Genomic DNA, 18,922 nt, shown 5'->3' on the forward strand with positions numbered 1-18,922 from the left:
TTGAGTTCCTCTGGGGGCCAGTCGTCTTTTTCGATATCAATCATGGCAATGTTCCTTGTATGCTTAAGACATCGGCAGCGGAGAAAGTGCTGGATGGGAGTGGAATAGTTTTTGTTAATTAGTTATCAATCATTCAGTATCAACCGGTCCCACCTCCGGATTGCGCAAACTTTAGAACTTTTTGCGTATCACCCGGCGGAGGCTGGACATTCACCTGAAGTGCCGGTTTGCATGAGGCGCAGTCAAACTGGCGGCCTCATTTCCCGCGAAGACCATCCACCCACCCACCGTAGTAAGTCATTCAAGCACAGGCGGTCCACAGCCTGCTTCTCCCCTCAACATGAACACATTGCCACCTTCGTCTCCCGCTTCCGCCCAGGCCCGCACTTCCCGGCGGCACTTCCTCAAGACCAGTGCTGCTGCCTTGCTGGGGGCACCGTTTGTCACCAGCGGCCTGCGCGCTGCTTCTCCGAATGGCAAACTCCGCCATGCGGCATTCGGTGCCAGTGGCATGTCCTATGCGGACATCAGCTCCCTGTCGAAGCACCCGAAGTGGGAGTTGGTGGCCGTGTGCGATGTGGACACGTCCAAGTTCGACCGCATCAAGCAGGAGTTCCCCAATGCGCGTCTGTACCAGGACTGGCGAGAGCTGCTGGCCAAGGAAGAGGGGCAGATCGACAGCGTGAACGTCTCTGTGCCTGACCACATGCACGGCCCGATGATCCTGCCGTGCATCGCCAAGGGGCTGCATGTCTATGGCCAGAAACCGCTGACCCAAAACCTCTATGAGTGCCGTTTGGTCACCGAGAAAGCCAGGGCCAAGGGGATCGTCACCCAGATGGGCATTCAGGTGTCCTCCTCTTTCACCGAGCGCATGGCGGTGCAGATGATCCAGGATGGTGCGATTGGGAAAGTGAAGGAAGTGCACACCTTCTCCAACAAGAAGTGGGGCGATATGGCTCCCGTACCGGAAAATGCGGACCCTGTGCCGGACGCTTTTGCCTGGGACAAGTGGCTGGGCGTCGCTGCTGACCGGCCGTTTATCAAGGGGTACTACCACCCTGGCAACTGGCGCAAGCGTCGTGACTTTGGCACGGGCACTCTGGGCGACATGGGCTGCCACATGTTCAGCGGCTGGTATCGTGCGCTGAATCTGACGATGCCTCTCAGCGTGACCTCCACGGGCACGCCTCCTCCCAACGCCACCAACTGGGCCATCGACGGCAAGGTGGAGTACCTGTATCCCGGCACGGACTTCACGGCAGACAAGACCGTGAAAGTAACCTGGTACGATGGTGATCAAATGCCGCCGACCGAGGTGCAGCAGGCCATTGAAGGCAAGTGGCCGGGCCAGGGCAGCATCTACATCGGCACGGATGGCGTGCTCCTCTCCGCCCATGGAAGCACTCCCACGCTGCATGCCAAAGAGAAGTTCAAAGGCTACAAGTATCCCCGTCTCGAGCCCCGGGACCACTGGGGTGAGTTTGTGGATTGCGCTCTCGCTGGTGGTGGCAAGAAGCCCAGCGCGAACTTTGACTACAGCGGTCCGATGACGGAGGCGGTCTTGCTGGGGTGCCTGGCATCCATCTTCCCGAACAAGACGCTGGAGTGGGATGCTCCCACTCAGACCTTCAAGAACTCGCCTGAAGCGACTGCGTTTGTGAAACGCAGCTATCGTGCGGGCTGGGAACTGCCGGCGTAGAGCTGGACTAGAGAGGGAGTCGATCTGCTGAGGGTTGGCTCCGTCCAATACGGGCCACGGAGCCGCGTTGGTGCGGCACATGGTCAGGCCATGCTGGCTGTGGAAGGACGAGATATCGCGTGCGGCGAACGGTTGCTGTGGCTTGGTGAAGTCAATTCCCGCATTGCGATGCCTCCATGCCCGCTTCATAGGGATGGATGCCTTCTTTTCCCAGACTCGACCAGTTGCTTGCTTCACTTGGCTACGGTACCCGCCGCGAGGTGCGCAACATGGTGGATCGCGGGCTCGTGAAAGTGGGTGGGGTGGTGGCAGAAGACTTTGACGCCCGGGTGGATCCGACGACGGTGACGGTGAAAGGGGAGCCGCTCGATGCGCCCTTTGGGTTGGTGGCGGTGTTTCACAAGCCGGTGGGCTATGTCTGCAGCCATGCCAGCGATGAAGGTCCCACAATCTATGACCTCCTCCCGAAGCGCTGGCCCTTTCGCAATCCCACGGTGACCAGTGTGGGCAGGCTGGACAAGGACACGAGTGGCATTCTGTTGCTGACGGACCAGGGCAAACTGGTGCAGAAGTGGACCTCACCCAAGTCCGAGATGGACAAGGTGTATGAAGTCACGGTGGACCGGCCGCTGGAGGAGCGCCTGATCGGAGTGTTCGCCGAGGGCACGCTCCTGTTGGAGAGCGAAAACAAACCGTGCCTGCCGGCGAAGCTGGAAATCGTGGATGCTCTGCATGCCCGGCTGACCCTGCAAGAGGGGCGTTACCATCAGGTGCGCCGCATGTTCGCCAGCCAGGGCTGGCATGTGGAGGCCCTGCACCGGTCGCGGTTTGGTGAGTATGAGCTGGAGGGCTTGGAGGTGGGGCAGTGGCGGGTGCTGCCGGTTTAGGGCGGTGCGTCGGTGCGTCGGTGCGTCGGTGCGTCGGTGCGTCGGTGCGTCGGTGCGTCGGTGCGTCGGTGCGTCGGTGCGTCGGTTGGGGTTCGAGGTAATTGTGAGGGTTTGGGGTGTGATGGGGAAGTGCGATCCTGACCGCGTAAACGCGGAACTCCAACCCTGCTGTTGGGACGGAGAGGGTTGGAGTTCCGCATTTATGCGGTGAAGCTCTTCAAAGAACCTGTGGGATGCGTAAGCCGATGGATGTCCTTGAATCTCAGGACATCCATCACCTTGACCTCTGACGCACCGACGCACTGACGCACTGACGTACTGGCTACTAAGCGAGCGCCGCGCGCAGCTCCTTGAGCACGTCCAACGTCTGCTTGATGCCGTCCATCTCGCTGGCTTTTACGCCTTCGTGTTCGATGCCAATGTAGCCGTTGTACCCGGCACCGATCACGATCTTGAGGATGCGCTCAAAATCGAGCGTCAACTCACGACCTTCGCGACGGTCTTCGGTGTAGAATTTCCCTGCGCCGGTGTTCCAGTCGTAGGCTTTGGCGCTGACGGCCTGCTTCACCCAGGGCATGAATTCACGCATGCCTTGGTAGGGATTGTAGAGCTCGCCGGCATCCCGGTTGGTGTAGAAGTTGCCGAAGTCTGGGAGCACGCCTACGCGCGGGTGGTTGACCGCTTTCATCACACCGGTGAGCCACTTGCCGTTGGAGGAGGTGCCGCCGTGGTTTTCCACCACGACAAAGAGGCCGCGCTTGTCGCCTTCCACGCACAGGGCGTGCAGGCCGTCTGCGGCCAGTTTCATCTGCTCCTCGGCGGGCAGCTTGGGGTTGCTGGCGGCATTCACGCGGATGCTGTGGCAGCCCAGGAAGGCGGCGGCATCCAGCCACTTGAGGTGGTTTTCCACCGTCAGCTTGCGCTTGGCCTCATCTGGATCGCCCAGATTGCCTTCGCGGTCGCACATGATGAGCAGGCCTTTCACGCCCTCGCCTTCCTGGCGCTTCTTCATTTCGCCCAGGTAGGCCTGGTCCTTGGCCTTGTCGAAGAACATCTGGTTCACGTACTCCACACCATCAATGCCGAAGCTGCGGGCCACCTTCGCGAAGTCCAGGTGGTCCAGCGGCTCTTCCCCGCCGCGCTTGAGGATGCGCTTGTTCAGGGACCATTCGGCCAGCGAGATCTTGAAGAGCTCCTTCTTGCCCTCGGCAGCGGAGACCACGGGGGCGGCAGCCAGAGCAGCGGCGGAAGCGGTCGCCAGTTTCAGAAAGGAGCGACGGGACGGGGAGGGACGATGCGGTGTCATGCGACCTGCATTGAATGCCAGTCGCGGCAGGGATGCAAGCTTCCACCGTGCCCGGGCACGCCTGGCTCGTTGTCAGGACATTGCGGCGGGTGGCTCAGATTTCTGTGTCCAGAATGCGGGAGATCGGCTTGAATCTGCGTCCCTCGCTCTCGCGTCAGACCGTCATGCCCAAGCCCCCTCACAAGACCTACCTCGACTTTCTCCGAAAATCGTTTGGCCGGCATGATGTCGTCCTCAAGCATGCGAGTCCCCAGGGCGGGCGGGAGGTGTCTGTCTATGTCTTCCGGAACTTTCCGGAGCCCGGCATGATCACGGGTGTGACCTACGGCTTGAGTCAGGAGGCGGCCCCGAATGAGGAGGTGGGGCAAGCGCGGCGGGAACTCATGATCTCTGTGGAGTCAACCGACACCCTCTGGGCCTGGAATGCTGCTTATTTTGCGGCGGAATTTCGCGGGCAGCGCGGTTTTTTGAACGGGGAGATGTTTTTTGCGGATGAGCCGCTCGCCAGCGATACCCGCATGGATGGCCTGCTGGTGTATGCGCCCAGCATTCTGCGTGCGGAACAGGCGAGGGTGAGGACGCCGCAGGGCGTGATCCAGTTCACCCAGCTCTATCCCATCTACCGGAGTGAGCTGGTGGTCTATGAGCGCTACGGTCTGCCCGCGCTGTGGAATCATCCGGGGTTCGAGATCTACAATCCCAAGCGCGAGCCGGTGGTGATCTGAAAAACGGCAAACGCCGCCGGGGTCACGGCGCTCGCCGGAGGCTGCCCCTGACGGCGTAGTAGGTGGGGAGTTCCAAGTCGCCCACGTCATCCAACCGCTGGATCTGGGCCAGGCCGGGATTCAGCGTGCAGGCGGCATCCCAGTCTAGGAGAGTGGCTTCCCAGCGTGTGCCCGGCTCCAGCCCATCTGGCGCGGCGGGTTTGCGATCCCGGAGGTGATCTGAGTACAGCAGGGCCTTTTGCGCCGGCAGGCCCGGCGCTGGGGCGAGCTCGACCACGAAAGACCTGAGCACCGCAGGGTAAGGGGTCTCGTGCGGGGCGCTGGCCCTTGAGGTCTGTAGAATCTTGAACCTGCGGTTCGAGGAGGGGCCGGACTGGGGGTGTGGCGGAGCCGGTGATCCGGGCTCCCCGGCAAAAGTCAGCCGGTCCAGATGCAGCGGCGGCCAGGCCTCCAGCGGCAGCAGCAGGCAGCGTTCTGCAAACACCATCAGCACTGTCTGGCGGCTGGCACCATAGCCGGGCAGCATCTGGCAGCGACGGATGAACTCCCGCCGACAGGCGGCCGGACCGCCGCCGCTGATGGTGATGACATCCACACGGTGCCCTACGGCGCGTGCCACTTGCGAGGGGAAGCCCCCATGCACCCTGGCCTTGGAGGAAGGGGCCTCTATGGCATCAAACTCGTCGATGCCGTTGCTGTCGCAGAGCAGGGTCGAGGGGTTGCGGGCTTCCACCGGGTTTTGGGAAAGTACGGAAATCTGGAGGAGTGGAGGCGGCGTAATGGCATGCCGGCTGGGGGGCATCCACTCCCGGATGAATGCCTTGTCCGCAGGCGTGAACGATCCGGCCTTTGGGGCCAAGAGGGAGGCGACTGTGGCGGCCCCCACCTCTGCCCCCAGGGGCGTCCAGTGACTGTCGCCGTGGAAGTAGCACAGGGTGCCCTCTGTAGCGGCCTGACCCAGGGGACGGCTGAGATCCACAAACTCGATCCCGGCGGCACGCAAGGCCTCACCGAAAGCCCGGAGCTGGAGTGAGGCGTCACCTGGTTGTGGGCGGGGACCGGTCTCATCCAGCCCTGGCACCCGATCGGGGTGGATCGCATAGGCTGCGGGCACCGGCATGAGAATGAGACGGATGCCTCGTGCCCTGAGGAGCTGGTGAAACTCCACGAGGGAGGCTGTTTTTTCCAAGTACCGTGAGGTCGGGGCATTCAAGCAGGAGAGGCATTTTTTGTAGAGGCGGAACTCCTCTGTGGCCGGAATGAAATCCTCTCGTGGCCAGAGATTGGCGCGCAAGAGCGCAGCGCTGCGGGCGCGCAGGGCATTGATCCCGGCGAGCTGGGTGGGGGACAGTGTTTTGACAACCGCCGCGAGGTCAGGGTCCTGCTCTGCAGGAAGGTGGGCGGACTGCAGCCAGAGGGTGCCCAGCTGTCGCACCGCCGGCCATTTCCAGATGACGCCGGCAGCCAGCACCAAGAGCCCCAGCAGGAACAGCAGGCGGAGGGGGGGCGGACGCTTTCGGGAGCCGGGACTCATGTGCAAGAGCTAAACCCGGCTGGGGCGCTAGCGCAATGCGCCAGACAAAACACCCGGCCAGGAACAAGGTCCTGACCGGGTGCGGGTGCAATCAAACCCGGAGCCACCGGATCGGAAAAGGGAGGTGGAACTTAGAACTTCCAGGTCACGCTGGCACTGACGTTGAACGGCTTGCCGGGGAGCACGTACAGGGCGTCATAGGCGCCTACGAAGTGCCGCTTGTCGAACACGTTGTTGAAGTTAACCTGCACACGGAAGTCATCGCGCTCGTAGTAGAGGGCGGTGTCCACGATGCCGTAGCTGGGGAGGTCAAACGTGTTGTACGTGTCGCCGGACTGGCTGCTGTAGTAGCGGCCGCCCACGCCCACGCCGAAGCCCTTGAGAGGGCCGTCCTGCACGGTGTATTTCAGCCAGGCATTCACGGAGTGTTCCGGCACGCCCTGGAGCGGGGTGCCCACCGGGATGTCGTTGTCCTTGGTGACCTCGGCATCGATGTAGGAGTAGGCGGCGCTGAGCGTCAGTCCCGGGGCCAGCTCGGCCGCGGTTTCGAACTCGAAGCCACGGCTGCGCTGCTCACCGCTAACAGTGGCGTCGAAGAGATCCGGGGTGGCGAGGTTCGAGGTGGCGACATTCTCACGGGTCAGCTGGTACACGGAGAGCAGGCCGGTGACGCGCCCTTCCAGCAGGTTGTACTTGATGCCCGCCTCCCAGTTTTCACCTTCCTCGGGATCCACGGCAGAGCCGGTGGCGTCAGTGGAGAACCACTGCGGCTTGAAGGAGCGGCTGTAGTTGGCATAGACGGCAAGGCCGGGGCTGAACTCATAGGTGAGGCCGGCCTTGGGGGTGAAGGCGTCCTTGTCATCCTCCACTCCGGCACCGGTTTCATACCAGGCCTTGTCATAGCGGCCGCCGAGCGTCAGCGTGAGCTGGTCCGTGAGCCTGGCGTGCTCCTGGATGTAGAAGCCCAGGTTGGAGTACTCCGTACGGCTGGCGGTGTTGAAGCCGTAACCGGGGATGGTGCCCTGGTAAACGGGGCGGAACATGTCGATCGCGAAGTACGAGCCGGGATCGTCATAGTTGATCTGGCTGGACCGGTCCCGGGACTCAGACCAGTAGTAGTCCACCCCCAGGGTGACCGTGTGTTTCACCGAACCCGTCTCGAACCGGGCATCGAGCGCCGTATCCACGGCGAAGCGGTTCATCTTCTCCGAGTAGTCGTACGGGTACTGGTAGAGGGTGCGGCCATCTGGATCGAGATGGGAGTTGTAGAGCATGTCGTTCCAGTCCTGCTCCATGCGGCTGTACACCAGGTTCTGGCGGATGGTGAAGACGTCATTGATCTCGTGCTCGAAGTCATAACCCACGCGGTAACGGCGGAAGTCGAACTCGTTGGTGCCGTTCCCGGGGAGGCCAAGGTAGCGGCTCACAGGCACCTCGCCAAAGGGGCTGTGCAAGACGGTGCCTACGGCGGGGAGCGGCATGGCGTTGTTCCCGGTGTCCTTCATGAAGCTGGCCAGGAGGGTCAGGCGGGTGGTGTCATCCCACTCGAACGTGATGGCGGGGGCGATGAAGACGCGCTCCGTGTCCACATGGTCCACATACGAGCCGGAGTTGTTGTACAGAGCGGTCAGGCGGGCGTAGATGCCCAGGCCGGAGTCCGTGGTGGGAGCGGCCACCGGCTGCACCTGCTTGGCCCCCTTGGCCGCCGGGGGAACGATCGCATTGCTGGTGGGGACCAGGAGGGGGATGTTGATATCGAACGTGCCTTCATACCGGTCCCAAGTGCCACCGGAGAATCCCAGTTCGCCAAAGAACTCGTGCTTGGGGCGCTTGCTGACCAGGTTCACCAGACCGCCCAGAGGGGCTTGCCCGTAGAGGGTGGAAGCTGGTCCTTTGATCACTTCCACCCGCTCCAGGCCATAAAGCTCAGGGCTGCGGCCGTAGTCGTTGCGGAGACCGTCCCAGAAGGTGTTGAAGGCGGAATCGAAACCGCGAATGCGGTAATAGTCCCAGCCTTCGTAGGTGCCGCCAACGGAAACGCCCGCGACGTTGCGGATGACCTCCTCCAGCTTGGTGGCATCTTGATCCCGGATAATGGCCTCAGAGAGGACTGAGACGGCCTGGGGTGTCTCAAGGAGAGGGGTGTCAGTTTTCAGCCCGCCGGTGGCGCTCACCGGAGCGGTGTAGGTGACGGCGGCGTCGCGGGTGGCGGACACGGTGACGGTGTCAAGTTCCGTGGCTCCTGCGGCAGGTGCCGGGGACGTGCTTTGTGCCAGGGCGGGAAGGCCCAGCAGCGCAAAGGCCGAAGTGTAAAGAAGGTGTCGTGGTTTCATGCGTGTTGTTGACTGGTGGTTGCCAGTGGTACCAGCAGACCCGCGATGGGGAGTTCGAGGCTGCCAGGTGCAGATATTGCGTCTGCGTCTCAGCTTCAACATAAAACGCGGGGAGGAGTTGTGCGGAATTTCCGTCTTCTGCCTGCAATGGGGAATTGCTGTTGAAAATGAGGCATTTGCATCGACTTGCTCTCTTGCTGCGGACTTGCCCGGCGTTGCCATTGGTGCCACTTTGATGAACATGGATGCCGATTCCGCTCTGGCGGTGCTGCCTGCGCCTACCCCCGAAAATCTGTACCCGCCCTGTCGTCACGCGGGTTTTTTCGCCTACGGGGAGAGCTACCCCTTCCAGTCAGCGGCGGCGGATTTCAGTCTGGTGAATGCCTCCTGGCTGGCAGATGCGTCCCTGCTGGCGTATGACCCTGAGGAGGGCTACCTGAGTGAGGTCTGGGGGCAGGCAGGGTTTCGTCAGGTGCAGGTGCTGGATGGCCGCAGCTCGAGAGTGGTGGTTGCAGCGGGGCCGGATGCCATCATCGTGGCCTTTCGCGGCACCCAGGTGTTTTGGCCGGGGAGGCCCGCCGCCTTTGGTGCGGTCATGGCGGACTGGCTCACGGATGCACGCACCGGCCTGGTGGCCAGCGGTCACGGTGGGGAGGTGCACGAGGGTTTCAAGGCGGCGCTGGATCAGGTGTGGCAGCCACTGCACGAGGTGGCGGAGAAGCTCTGCAGCGAACATCCCGGGCGCACCCTCTGGGTCACGGGTCACAGCCTGGGTGGAGCGCTGGCCTCCCTGGCGGCGCAGCGCTGGGCAGAACGGGTTGCAGGAGTTTACACCTACGGTTCGCCCCTGGTGGGGGACGAGGGGTTCAGCCGCAGGTTCGCGGCCCCCTGTCACCGGTTTGTGCACCAGGCGGACCTCGTCACGGAGGTGCCGCTGTTTGGGCTGCGGCTGGCGCTTCCGAGCGGTTGGTCGCGCTACGCGCACGTGGGCGTCCGCCATTGGATCGATGCAGGCGGGCGTCTGCATGTGGGGCATGTGGAGGACTCCGGACCGCCGACGTCGCTGGCGGAGGAGGTGACGGCACTTTTCCGTGACAAACTCACCGGCACGGCACTGGCCCTGCAGCACCATGCTCCGCTGTACTACGCGCTCCGGCTGCGTCAAAACCTCGAACTCAGGAGGTGGCCCGCATCGGGGCTGCCGGCTCCAGGGAAAGATCGGATGCAGGGACCTCCACCCTGAGGCCGCTGGCGGGGGAGCTGCACTCGATGGATTCCACCGTGGTCTCGATGGCCACGAAGCCGGGGCGGTGGGAGTATTCGTTGAGGAAATAAGTGTGGGTCTTGTCCTCCACGGAACTCCAGACATGCTTGAGCGTGGCCGGATCCTCGATGATCCGGGCCTGCCCCCTGAGATGCAGGGTCATGCTGAGGTCCTTGTTGAAGAACATCCAGCTCACCCGCGGGTTGTTCCGGATCTGCTCGACCTTCCGCGAGTTTGCCGCAGTCAGGGTGTGGAAGACGGGGAAGTCACCAAAAGACAGGGTGGACATCCAGCGCATCTGCGGCTGGCCGGTGTCATCCGTGGTGGCGAGGACGCCGGGGTGCTGGCCGTTGATCAGGCTTCGGACGAGGCCGAGGAGGTCGCCGCTGTCTTCGATGTCGAAAGAGGTTTCATCGAAGCTGAAATCAGGGGACGTGTTCATGGCGATGAGGGAGGTGTGGCACCAGGGGCTGGGGGAGACCCCGGCCTCTGACACCAGCACCCTACCTCAACCCCTCGCTTGGTGATGCCCGCGCCTTGCGGAAGGGGCGGCAGATCTTGGCTTCAGGTGCTCCGGGGCCGCCGGTTTCCCCGGGACAGGGGCAGCAGGGCGCCGGCCGTCGCCGCCCGCCCAGCGGGGGGCGGGGCATGACGGTGCAAAACCGGGACGAGACGCGCTCGGGACTCTCCAATGAACGGTTGTTTAAAGGCATTCTTGAGCGCGAAGAATGGACGGCAGGTCCGGGATTCGATAAACATGTGATCAGAACTGATTGGAAAATGCGTATTCATGAATCCAACGCCAGCCTGACCTCCAGCATGTCCAACCGCCCCGGCCCCTCTCCCCAAGAACTGGAAACTGAACAGGCGGCGGAGGTGATCACGCCCGAAGCGGTAAAGGAGTGCCGCGAGATCTACTCAGCCATTCAGAAGGAGCTGGCGAAGGTGATCGTCGGCCAGACCAAGGTGGTGGAGGAGATCCTCATCTCCATCTTCACCCGCAGTCATGCCCTGCTGGTGGGCGTGCCGGGGCTGGCGAAGACGCTGCTCATCTCCACTCTGGCAGAGACGCTGCACCTTTCCTTCCGCCGCATTCAGTTCACGCCGGATCTGATGCCGAGTGACATCACCGGTACAGAGGTGATCTACCAGGATCAGGCCAGCGGGAGCAAGCAGTTCAAGTTTCTGGAAGGACCGCTCTTTGCCAACATCATCCTGGCAGACGAGATCAACCGCACACCGCCCAAGACGCAGGCAGCCATGCTGGAAGCGATGCAGGAGCGTCGAGTGACCGTGGGTGGCGTGACCCGACCGCTGCCCCAGCCGTTCTTTGTGCTGGCCACGCAGAACCCCCTGGAACAGGAGGGCACCTACCCGCTGCCAGAAGCGCAGCTCGATCGCTTCCTGTTCCTCATTCACGTGGGTTATCCCAGCGAGGAAGAGGAGCTGGAGGTGATGAAGCGCGGCTCAGGGGTTCAGACAGAGAAACCTCAGGCCGTGCTGGACGGGGACACCATCACCCGGGTGCAGAATGTGATCAAAGCCATCCCGGTGGCGGACCATGTCTTCCGGTATGCCCGGCAGTTGGTGCGCAGCACGCGCCCGAAGGAGGAAGGGGCTCTGCCATTCTGCAGCAAGTATCTCACCTTCGGCGCTGGCCCCCGCGCCAGCCTGGGACTGATCACGGCGGCCAAGGCGCACGCAGTGATCAACGGTCAGGTGTACGCCGGGTGTGAAAACGTCGCGGCGGTGGCCCCCTCCATCCTGCGGCATCGCATTGCACCGAACTTCTCCGCGCAGAGCGAGGGCATCACGCCGGATGTGGTGATTGCCAAATTGCTCGCGGAGACTCCCAAACACGAGGCCTGATCTTTTTTTACTTTGCATGAGCCGGGAGCTGCTGGATGCGGAGGCGGTATCGCAGGGTGAGTCGCTCGGGCTCATGGCCCGGCGCATCGTCGAGGGCTATCGCGTGGGGGAGCATCGCTCTCCCTACCACGGCTTTGCCATCGAGTTTGCCCAGCACCGGGAATACACCGCCGGAGATGACACCCGGCACCTCGACTGGAAAATCCTGGGGCGCACGGACCGCTACTACATCAAGCAGTACGAGCAGGACACGAACTTCATCACCCATCTGGTGGTGGATGGCAGTGCCTCCATGAACTACCACTCCCCGGCCGCTGATGGCAGCCGCCGGCTCAGCAAGCTGGAGTATGCCAAGGTCCTGGCGGCCTGCCTGGCCTATGTGATCCTCCACCAGCGGGATGCGGTGGCGCTGGCGCTGGTGGATCGCGAGGTGAGGGAATACCTGCGCCGTACGGACAGTCTGCAGCGCCTGCCACTGATCCTGGACCGGCTGGCGCGATTTCAAGGGTCTAAGGAAACCAGCCTGGGTGTGGCCCTGGATCAAGTGGCCGCCGAGGCCCGCCGACGCGGGATCGCCATGATCTTCAGCGATCTCTTTGATGATGAAGAGGCGCTTTTCAAGGGCATGGAAAAGCTCTCCTACAGCGGCCAGGAGCTGGTCGTCTTCCACGTGCTGGATCCGCACGAGCTGACGTTCCCCTTTGACGGCACCTGGCGTTTTCGGAATCTGGAGGGGGCCGATGAGATCCAGACGTCTCCAGCCGATTTCAGGGAGTCGTACTTGAAGAACTACCAGGCCTTCCGCGACCGGATCAAGGCCGCCTGCGACCGTTTTCAGGCCCACTACGTGCTGGTGGACACGAGCCGGAGCGTGGCGGAGACGCTGAGCGGTTACCTGGCCTTTCGCAGCTCGGTGAGGAGGAGGAAGTAACCTGCGCTCATGAATTTCCTCGCTCCCCTCATGCTCGCCGGGCTCGCGGCGGTTTCCCTGCCGGTGCTGATGCACCTCATGAACCGCTTCCGCGCCAGAACGACGGACTGGGCGGCCATGCGGTTCCTGGAAATCAGCGTGCGGCGCAATGAACGGCGGGTGCGGCTGGAGGATCTGTTTCTGCTGCTGCTCCGCTGCCTGCTGGTGGTGCTGGCGGTGCTGGCCTTTGCCCAGCCGGTGTTGAAAGGGCCGCCTGCCGCAGGGAGCGATGCAAAGGGGCCGGTGGCGGCAGTGATCCTGCTGGACCACTCTGCCAGCATGGCCCAGAGCACGGGGGCGGAGACGCGCTTTGACCAGGCCCGCAAGTCGATCCGCTCCTGGCTGGACGAGCATGAAAGCGGCTCGATGGCGGCGTTGTTTTTGGTCTCGAACCGCACGGAATCGCTCATGGCCCGGCCGGAGCCCCAGTTTGCCCTGATCCGGAGCTTGCTGGATCAGGCGGAGGTGACGGACCGGGGCAGTGAGTTGGTACAGGGCATCAGACTGGCGTGTGAAGCGCTCCAGGGGGTGTCCGGCCTGCCCCGGGAGGTGCACGTGTACACGGATGGGCAGGCCACGGCCTGGCTGAAGTCTGAGGAACTGCACCGCGTGGCGGAGGCGCATCCGGACGTGCTGATCAAGCCGGTATGGATCGGCGGCGCGGCCGCGGGTAATCTGGCAGTTGTTTCCTTGAAAGCAGAAGGGGGCATGCCCGCGGTGCGGCAGCCCTGCCGGTTCCTCGTGGAGGTGGCCAACTATGGGGCGGCCCCGGCGGAGAACGTGCGGGTGACCCTGGCGCTGGACGGCGGCGCGCCGGCGGCGGAGGCCATGATCCCCCAGATCGCCCCCGGAGGCACGCAGGCCGTGGGCCTGGTGCTGACCTTCCCGGAGGCGGGCTATCACTCCGTGGCGGCAGCCATTCCTCCAGATGCCCTGGCGGCGGACAATACACGGACGGCGGCCATCGAGGTGGCGGCACAGATGAACGTGCTCATCGTGGAGGAGGATCATGCAGGACCCGCCATGGACCGGGATGGTTATTTCCTGGCCAACGCGCTGGTGCCCACGGCGCGGGAGAGGGCGGCGCGCTACTATCTGGGGGCGGAGTTTGTCAGTCCCGCCAGCCTTGTCGCGGAGTTGCAGAATGAAAACAACCTTGCCACCCAGGCCGTGTTTCTCTGCAATCTGGGGCCGGTGTCGGCCAGCGTCACGAATGCGCTCCGCCAGTTTGTGAAAAGTGGGGGCAACCTGGTGGTGTTTCCCGGTCCACGGACCTTTGTTGAGGAGTGGCAGGCCAATGCGGCGTTCTGGGATCTGCTGCCTGCTGCATTGGAGGCTCCCGCGGCGGATGACCCGGCCCGGCCCCCGGTGGCCTGGCAGTCCAGCGGGCTCACTCATCCCGTGACCGCGTTTTGGAATGACAGCGCCCAGGGAAATCTGGGCGGCATCAAGTTTCATCGATACTTCCCGCTCAAGCTCAAGACACCCCGCACGGAGGCTCCGGAAAAGTCTGCGGCCCCAGCGACTGCGGAGGAGGAAAAGGTGCCGACGAGCGAACCGCGTGTGATCAGCCGGCTGGTGAACAACGAGCCATCGGTGGTGGAGTGGGGCTTTGGTGAGGGGAACGTGGTGCTGTTCAACAGCACGGCCACGCCAGACTGGAACAACCTGCCGTTGCACCCCGCGTTTGTGCCCTACCTGCAGCGGCTCATGGGCCACTTCAACCGGAAGAACGAGTCGCGTCTGGTGCTGGCGCCCGGGGACACTTTCCGCAAGCCCGTCGCCATAGAGTGGGACGGCAGGGAGTTTGCCGTGCAGGGGCCTGGTTTCCGCGAACCGCGGTCCGCCGGGCGGGTGGTATCGGACGACAGCGGGGCCTTTCTCCGCTTCGCTGGCACGGACCGCGCGGGAGCTTATCGGGTGACGGTGGCTGGCGAACCAGCGGCGATGTTCGCCGTGCAGATGGCCGCGCAGGAGTCGGATTTGCGGCTGGTGGACCAGGAGAAGATCAAGACGGCGCTGACGGTCACGCGGGCCCCCGGTACGCCGGTGCCCGCCACACAGCTGGTGGTGAAGCAGGAGTTCTGGACCCCGCTGATGTGGCTGGTGGGGGCCTTTTTCCTGATTGAAGCCTTTTTTGCCCATCGCCTCAGCCGGGCCCGATCAGCATGAGTTTCCCTTCCCCCAGTTTTGACTTTGCCCTGGCCGCAACTGCCCCGCAGTGGACGTTGGGGTTCGAGGGTATCTCACCCGGGCTGGCTGCCGGATTGTTCCTGGTGCTGGCGGTGGGTTGCGTCTGGGCCTATGCCCGCTGGTCATCGGGTGTGGGCATGGGGCGGCGTGTGGCCATGGTGATGCTGCGCGTGCTGGCGGCGCTGGTGCTCTGTCTGCTGCTGGCGCGTCCAGTGCTGCGGCTCTCGCTGAAGGAGCGCGTGCGGCAGCCCCTGCTGGTGCTGGTGGATTCCTCGGAGAGCATGCAATTCCCCGATCAACGCCAGCAGCGTGAAGACCTGCAGCGGGCGGCCATTGCCACTGGCATGGCTTCACCTGAAGGCGGTCTGGGGCAGAGTCTGCCACCGAGTGCGGCTGCTGAACTGGGTGAGGTGAGCCGGTGGGACCTGCTGCAGAAGCTGGCGGCCAATGATCGCCTGGCGCTCTGGCAGCGGCTTTCCGAGCAGGCGGATCTTCAGTTCTACCAGTTCGGACGCTCGGCCTTCGCCCCGGCGCAAGCTCCAGTGATGGATGATGGGCGACTGGGCACCCGGGAAGCGTCAGCTTTCTTCAGCCGGATGAAGCCGCAGGAGCAGGCCACCGCCATCGGTGAGTCCCTGAGACAGGTGCTGCAAGAGCCGCGGGCCCAGGCCCCGGTGGGCGTGCTCCTGCTCACGGATGGTGGAAACAACACCGGCACCTCGGCCATCGAGGCCTCGCAGATCGCCCTGGAGCAGAAGGTGCCTTTGTTCATCTACGGGCTGGGGGTGACCTCGCCGCTGGATCTCCTGGTGAAGGAGGTGCATGCACAGAAGCTCGCCTTTGCCGGGGAGCGCACGGAGGTGAAGGCGCATGTGCTTTCCCAGAGCCTGCCTGAGCAGCGGGTGGTGGCCGTGCTGAAGGCCAATGGCGAAACGGTGGATGAACAGGAACTCACGCTGGGAGGTGACCGCGATCTGGAGGTCGTGTTTCACTTCATCCCCCGCACGGCGGGCGAGCTGAAGCTGGAGGTCTCGGTGCCGCTGCTGCCCGGTGAGGCGGGGAAGGGAAACAACGTGGCGGCCAACACGATGCGGGTGACGGACACGAAGTTTCAGGTGCTGCTCATCGAGCAGGAGCCCCGGTGGGACTTCCGTTATCTCCTCGACTACCTGCAACGCGATCCGCGTCTGGAGGTGAAGTGCGTCATGATCGATGGCGAACCCGGCCTGGAACAGGCCCCGGGCTCGCCCTTCCTCCCCAAGCTGCCGGAGGACCGGGAGACGTTCTTCAAATCGCACGTGATCATCCTGGGCGATGTGAACCCGGAATCGCTGGGCCAGCAGCGCATGGAGATCATGGCCGAGTGGGTGGAGGCGGGCGGAGGCATCATTTTCCTCACGGGCTCGAATCACAACCCAAGGTCTTATGTGGGCACGCCGCTTGAGCCGCTCTTGCCGGTGGTGCCGGACACGGTGTCGCCGCGTGAGTGGGTGCGGCAGCGTGCGCCGGAGCCTTTCAAGCTGGAACTGACCCGCCCAGGCCGGGAGTCTGCCTACCTGCAGATGGACCCCAATCCTGAAGTGAGCCAGGAAATCTGGAGCCGCTTCCCCGGGGTGCGGTGGACGGCACCGGTGTCCCGGGTGAAGACCGGAGCGGAAGTGTTATTGGTGGATACCCGGCCGGATCGTGAGGGCCGCTACGGGCAGCTGCCGGTGTTTGCCATGCAGGGCTATGGCGCGGGACGGAGCGTTTACTTTGGGACCGATGAAACTTACCGCTGGCGGAGTCGCACGGGGGAAAGGTACTACTCCGTCCTCTGGGGGCAGATCATGCAGACGCTTTCCCTGCAACTGCTGGAAGGGGCCTCGCCTCTCACGCAGTTGAAGAGCGATCGCAAGCAGTATGTCGTGGGGGACCGGGTGGTGATCAGCGGCAATGCCTATACCGAAGGATTCAGCCCGTTGATCCAGCCCTCTCTGGATGGGATGCTGAAGGTGGAGGGGGCGGAGGGGCAGCAGCCCTTCAGCCTGCATGCGACGGAGCGGAATGCCTTTCGCGGTGATTTCGTTGCGGAGAAGCCCGGACTCTACACCTATGTGACGCAGCGGGATCCAGACGGCATTGTGAGTTTCGAGGTATTGGACGCCCGCCTTGAGCAGTCGCAAACGGCGCTGAATGACAAGCTGCTGAAGGCGATGGCGGATGCGGGTGGCGGGAAGTTTTTCCGTGAGGAGGATCTGCACACGCTGCCGGACCTGGTGGCATCCCGTGCGGCCACCGTGACGTCCTTCAAGAAGCTGGACCTCTATCACTCCGGCTGGTTCCTCACAGCGCTGCTGGCCTTCCTGTTTGGGGAATGGCTGCTGCGACGCCTGAGCCGCCTCAAGTAATATTTGAATACTGTCCTTTCCGAATGAGCACTGAAACCGCACCGCAACGACCCACTGCTGCCAGCAGGCCTGAGCTGCCCGTGGCCATCGGTCGCATGCTGGACCGCGTGCGCTGGCGGGAGGCCGGGCTGCAGGCGGCGGTGGGGCCGTTGTTGGTGCTGGCGGTGCTCGTGCTGGGGTGGGTGATTCAGGTGTGGGTGGACCGGCATCTCGATCTGTCCCTGCCGGTGCGGCGCTCTCTGTTGGGGCTGGAGGTGGTGACGGCGGTCATTGCTCTCTATTTCCTCGCTCTGCGGCCGCTGATGCGTCTGCGCTCCCGGCGGCAGGCAGCACACCTGGTGGAGGGGTTGCGCCCGCAGTTCCGCTCGTCGTTGATTTCTGCGGTGGAGCTGACCTCACCGCACGGCGCGGTGGAAACGGCTCCCCAGTCCCGGGCGCTCGTGGCGCAGATGTTGGAGGACGTCTCTGTAGAAGTGGGGCGGTCCGATCTGGCGGGGGAGCTGTTTCGAACCGACCGGGTGAAGCGGTGGGGGTGGGTCTTGATGGCCGCGTTGGTGTTGGCTGGTGGGCTCTGGCTGACGCAACGGCCGCTATCTACGCTGCTGGTGCAGCGGCTGTTCCTCTCCAGCGTGGTGTTGCCTGGCGATACCACGGTGGTGTCGCTTACTGGGGACCTGCGCCTGGATCCGGGTATGGATGCTCGACTGAGTGCCCGGGCGGAAGGCCGCGTGCCAACGGCGGGACGGCTGGTGGTGATTTATCCCGGTGGCCAGCAGGATCTGGTGGAGGTGCCTGCCTCTGCGGAAGATGGAGCCGTCTTCACCCACACGGTCAAAAATGTGCGGGGCTCGTTTCACTACCGGTTTGAGCTGAATGACGGCGTCGGTCCGGAGCATCGGGTGACGGTGGTCATCCCGCCCGCGCTGAAGGAGATCCGCTTCACCCAGATCTATCCTGCCTACACGGGGCTGCCAGAGACGCGCATGGCCCCCTCTGCCTTGCGACTGCTGCACGGTTCCAAGCTGCGCTTGGACGCGGTCGCAACCCTGCCTTTGGAATCGGCGGTTCTTGAAATAACGGGCGCAGAGTCGCGACCGCTGGCTGTCACGGGAGAAGATCGCACGGCCCTGACGGTTGAGCTCCCGGTGCCGGCCCGTGGCTGGACCGGGCTGAGCCTGCACCTCGAGAGCGCGGATGGCACCCCGTCCGTGAACGATCCGGTGTGCCGGGTGGAGATCGTGACGGACCAGCCTCCGATGGTGGCGCTGCTGCAGCCGAAGAAGGACCGTTTGAGTTTGTTGCCCCGGGACAAGGTGCCGCTCGCGTTTCGTGTGACGGACGACTACGGCTTGAAGCGGCTGGTCCTGCAGTACCGCATTTTCCGCCCGGGCCTGAGTGAACTGAGCGTGGCCACGGAGAAGGGCAGCGTGGAGGTGGAGTTCCCTGAGGGCGAAAAAGCCTTCATGCACAAGCTGGAGTGGGACCTCGGCCGCATGGTGCCGCCACTCACTCCGGGATGCCGGGTGACCTGCTGGATGGAGGCGGAGGACAACAACACGGTGACCGGACCTTCCGTTGCGAAGAGCCTCGAGAAGCTCATCGACATTGTGACCGAGGAGCAGAAGCGCCTGGAGCTGCTGGAACTCCTGGGTGAACGCGCCCGCGCCATTGAGAAGCTCTATGACATGCAGCGGGCCACCAATGAGAAGACGGACCAGTCCATTCGCTAGAGAGCGCCCGAAGAAAAGT

The 18,922-nt window shown here is 63.4% G+C and carries 13 protein-coding genes; 9 read left to right on the forward strand and 4 right to left on the reverse strand.

Going from position 1 to position 18,922, the window contains the following annotated elements; genetic code table 11:
- The first annotated feature begins 340 nt into the window (after positions 1 to 340).
- Both VSP_RS04265 and VSP_RS04270 read left to right on the forward strand, forming a co-directional pair.
- The gene (locus tag VSP_RS04265; protein ID WP_009958988.1) at positions 341 to 1,702 is read left to right on the forward strand and encodes a Gfo/Idh/MocA family protein; all 1,362 of its coding nucleotides are present in this window, start codon (positions 341 to 343) and stop codon (positions 1,700 to 1,702) included.
- A gap of 197 nt (positions 1,703 to 1,899) precedes the next feature.
- Entirely contained in the window at positions 1,900 to 2,589 is a 690-nt protein-coding gene (locus VSP_RS04270; RefSeq protein ID WP_009958989.1) for a pseudouridine synthase, read from the forward strand.
- 325 nt (positions 2,590 to 2,914) lie between these two features.
- Here the strand turns inward: VSP_RS04270 and VSP_RS04275 are convergent, their stop codons facing one another.
- Entirely contained in the window at positions 2,915 to 3,895 is a 981-nt protein-coding gene (locus VSP_RS04275; RefSeq protein ID WP_009958991.1) for a sugar phosphate isomerase/epimerase family protein, read from the reverse strand.
- A gap of 32 nt (positions 3,896 to 3,927) precedes the next feature.
- Between VSP_RS04275 and VSP_RS04280 the strand changes: the two genes are divergently transcribed.
- The gene (locus VSP_RS04280) at positions 3,928 to 4,620 is read left to right on the forward strand and encodes a suppressor of fused domain protein (protein WP_157210730.1); all 693 of its coding nucleotides are present in this window, start codon (positions 3,928 to 3,930) and stop codon (positions 4,618 to 4,620) included.
- Between the two features lie 22 nt (positions 4,621 to 4,642).
- On the opposite strand, the gene VSP_RS04285 is transcribed toward VSP_RS04280, so the two are convergent.
- Both VSP_RS04285 and VSP_RS04290 read right to left on the reverse strand, forming a co-directional pair.
- Positions 4,643 to 6,154, reverse strand: a complete 1,512-nt coding sequence (locus tag VSP_RS04285; protein ID WP_009958994.1) for an alginate O-acetyltransferase AlgX-related protein — start codon at positions 6,152 to 6,154, stop codon at positions 4,643 to 4,645.
- 131 nt (positions 6,155 to 6,285) lie between these two features.
- The gene (locus tag VSP_RS04290) at positions 6,286 to 8,487 is read right to left on the reverse strand and encodes a TonB-dependent siderophore receptor (protein WP_009958995.1); all 2,202 of its coding nucleotides are present in this window, start codon (positions 8,485 to 8,487) and stop codon (positions 6,286 to 6,288) included.
- A 241-nt stretch (positions 8,488 to 8,728) separates the two neighbouring features.
- Here VSP_RS04290 and VSP_RS38900 point away from each other — a divergent pair, with 241 nt between their 5' ends.
- A complete protein-coding gene (locus VSP_RS38900; protein WP_081452390.1) occupies positions 8,729 to 9,730 on the forward strand; it encodes a lipase family protein in 1,002 nt (333 codons plus the stop codon).
- Here the strand turns inward: VSP_RS38900 and VSP_RS04300 are convergent.
- A complete protein-coding gene (locus VSP_RS04300) occupies positions 9,663 to 10,193 on the reverse strand; it encodes a pyridoxamine 5'-phosphate oxidase family protein (RefSeq protein WP_009958997.1) in 531 nt (176 codons plus the stop codon). The two genes, VSP_RS38900 and VSP_RS04300, sit on opposite strands and share 68 nt — an antisense overlap.
- 338 nt (positions 10,194 to 10,531) lie before the next feature.
- Here VSP_RS04300 and VSP_RS04305 point away from each other — a divergent pair, with 338 nt between their 5' ends.
- Genes VSP_RS04305 through VSP_RS04325 form a run of 5 tightly spaced genes read left to right on the forward strand, consistent with a single transcriptional unit; the run spans position 10,532 to position 18,903 of the window.
- On the forward strand, positions 10,532 to 11,620 hold the full coding sequence (locus tag VSP_RS04305; protein WP_232289541.1) for an AAA family ATPase: 1,089 nt from the start codon (positions 10,532 to 10,534) through the stop codon (positions 11,618 to 11,620).
- A 16-nt stretch (positions 11,621 to 11,636) separates the two neighbouring features.
- On the forward strand, positions 11,637 to 12,551 hold the full coding sequence (locus VSP_RS04310; RefSeq protein WP_009959001.1) for a DUF58 domain-containing protein: 915 nt from the start codon (positions 11,637 to 11,639) through the stop codon (positions 12,549 to 12,551).
- 9 nt (positions 12,552 to 12,560) lie between these two features.
- Positions 12,561 to 14,762 carry a BatA domain-containing protein gene (locus VSP_RS04315; protein ID WP_029190169.1) on the forward strand — a complete coding sequence of 734 codons (2,202 nt, stop codon included), beginning with the start codon at positions 12,561 to 12,563 and terminating at the stop codon, positions 14,760 to 14,762.
- Entirely contained in the window at positions 14,759 to 17,173 is a 2,415-nt protein-coding gene (locus VSP_RS04320) for a hypothetical protein (RefSeq protein ID WP_009959003.1), read from the forward strand. Before VSP_RS04315 ends, VSP_RS04320 begins: the two co-directional genes overlap by 4 nt.
- Before the next feature lie 23 nt (positions 17,174 to 17,196).
- The gene (locus VSP_RS04325; RefSeq protein WP_009959004.1) at positions 17,197 to 18,903 is read left to right on the forward strand and encodes a DUF4175 family protein; all 1,707 of its coding nucleotides are present in this window, start codon (positions 17,197 to 17,199) and stop codon (positions 18,901 to 18,903) included.
- The last annotated feature ends 19 nt before the right edge of the window (positions 18,904 to 18,922 follow it).

The organism is Verrucomicrobium spinosum DSM 4136 = JCM 18804 (assembly GCF_000172155.1).
Taxonomy (GTDB): Bacteria; Verrucomicrobiota; Verrucomicrobiia; order Verrucomicrobiales; family Verrucomicrobiaceae; genus Verrucomicrobium; species Verrucomicrobium spinosum.

Coding starts and splice junctions, on each gene's coding strand:
- VSP_RS04265 (WP_009958988.1), top strand. CDS start 341: ATGAACACATTGCCACCTTCGTCTCCCGCTTCCGCCCAGGCCCGCACT.
- VSP_RS04290 (WP_009958995.1), bottom strand. CDS start 8,487: ATGAAACCACGACACCTTCTTTACACTTCGGCCTTTGCGCTGCTGGGC.
- VSP_RS04305 (WP_232289541.1), top strand. CDS start 10,532: ATGCGTATTCATGAATCCAACGCCAGCCTGACCTCCAGCATGTCCAAC.
- VSP_RS04285 (WP_009958994.1), bottom strand. CDS start 6,154: ATGAGTCCCGGCTCCCGAAAGCGTCCGCCCCCCCTCCGCCTGCTGTTC.
- VSP_RS38900 (WP_081452390.1), top strand. CDS start 8,729: ATGGATGCCGATTCCGCTCTGGCGGTGCTGCCTGCGCCTACCCCCGAA.
- VSP_RS04300 (WP_009958997.1), bottom strand. CDS start 10,193: ATGAACACGTCCCCTGATTTCAGCTTCGATGAAACCTCTTTCGACATC.
- VSP_RS04320 (WP_009959003.1), top strand. CDS start 14,759: ATGAGTTTCCCTTCCCCCAGTTTTGACTTTGCCCTGGCCGCAACTGCC.
- VSP_RS04275 (WP_009958991.1), bottom strand. CDS start 3,895: ATGACACCGCATCGTCCCTCCCCGTCCCGTCGCTCCTTTCTGAAACTG.
- VSP_RS04280 (WP_157210730.1), top strand. CDS start 3,928: ATGCAAGCTTCCACCGTGCCCGGGCACGCCTGGCTCGTTGTCAGGACA.
- VSP_RS04310 (WP_009959001.1), top strand. CDS start 11,637: ATGAGCCGGGAGCTGCTGGATGCGGAGGCGGTATCGCAGGGTGAGTCG.
- VSP_RS04270 (WP_009958989.1), top strand. CDS start 1,900: ATGCCTTCTTTTCCCAGACTCGACCAGTTGCTTGCTTCACTTGGCTAC.
- VSP_RS04325 (WP_009959004.1), top strand. CDS start 17,197: ATGAGCACTGAAACCGCACCGCAACGACCCACTGCTGCCAGCAGGCCT.
- VSP_RS04315 (WP_029190169.1), top strand. CDS start 12,561: ATGAATTTCCTCGCTCCCCTCATGCTCGCCGGGCTCGCGGCGGTTTCC.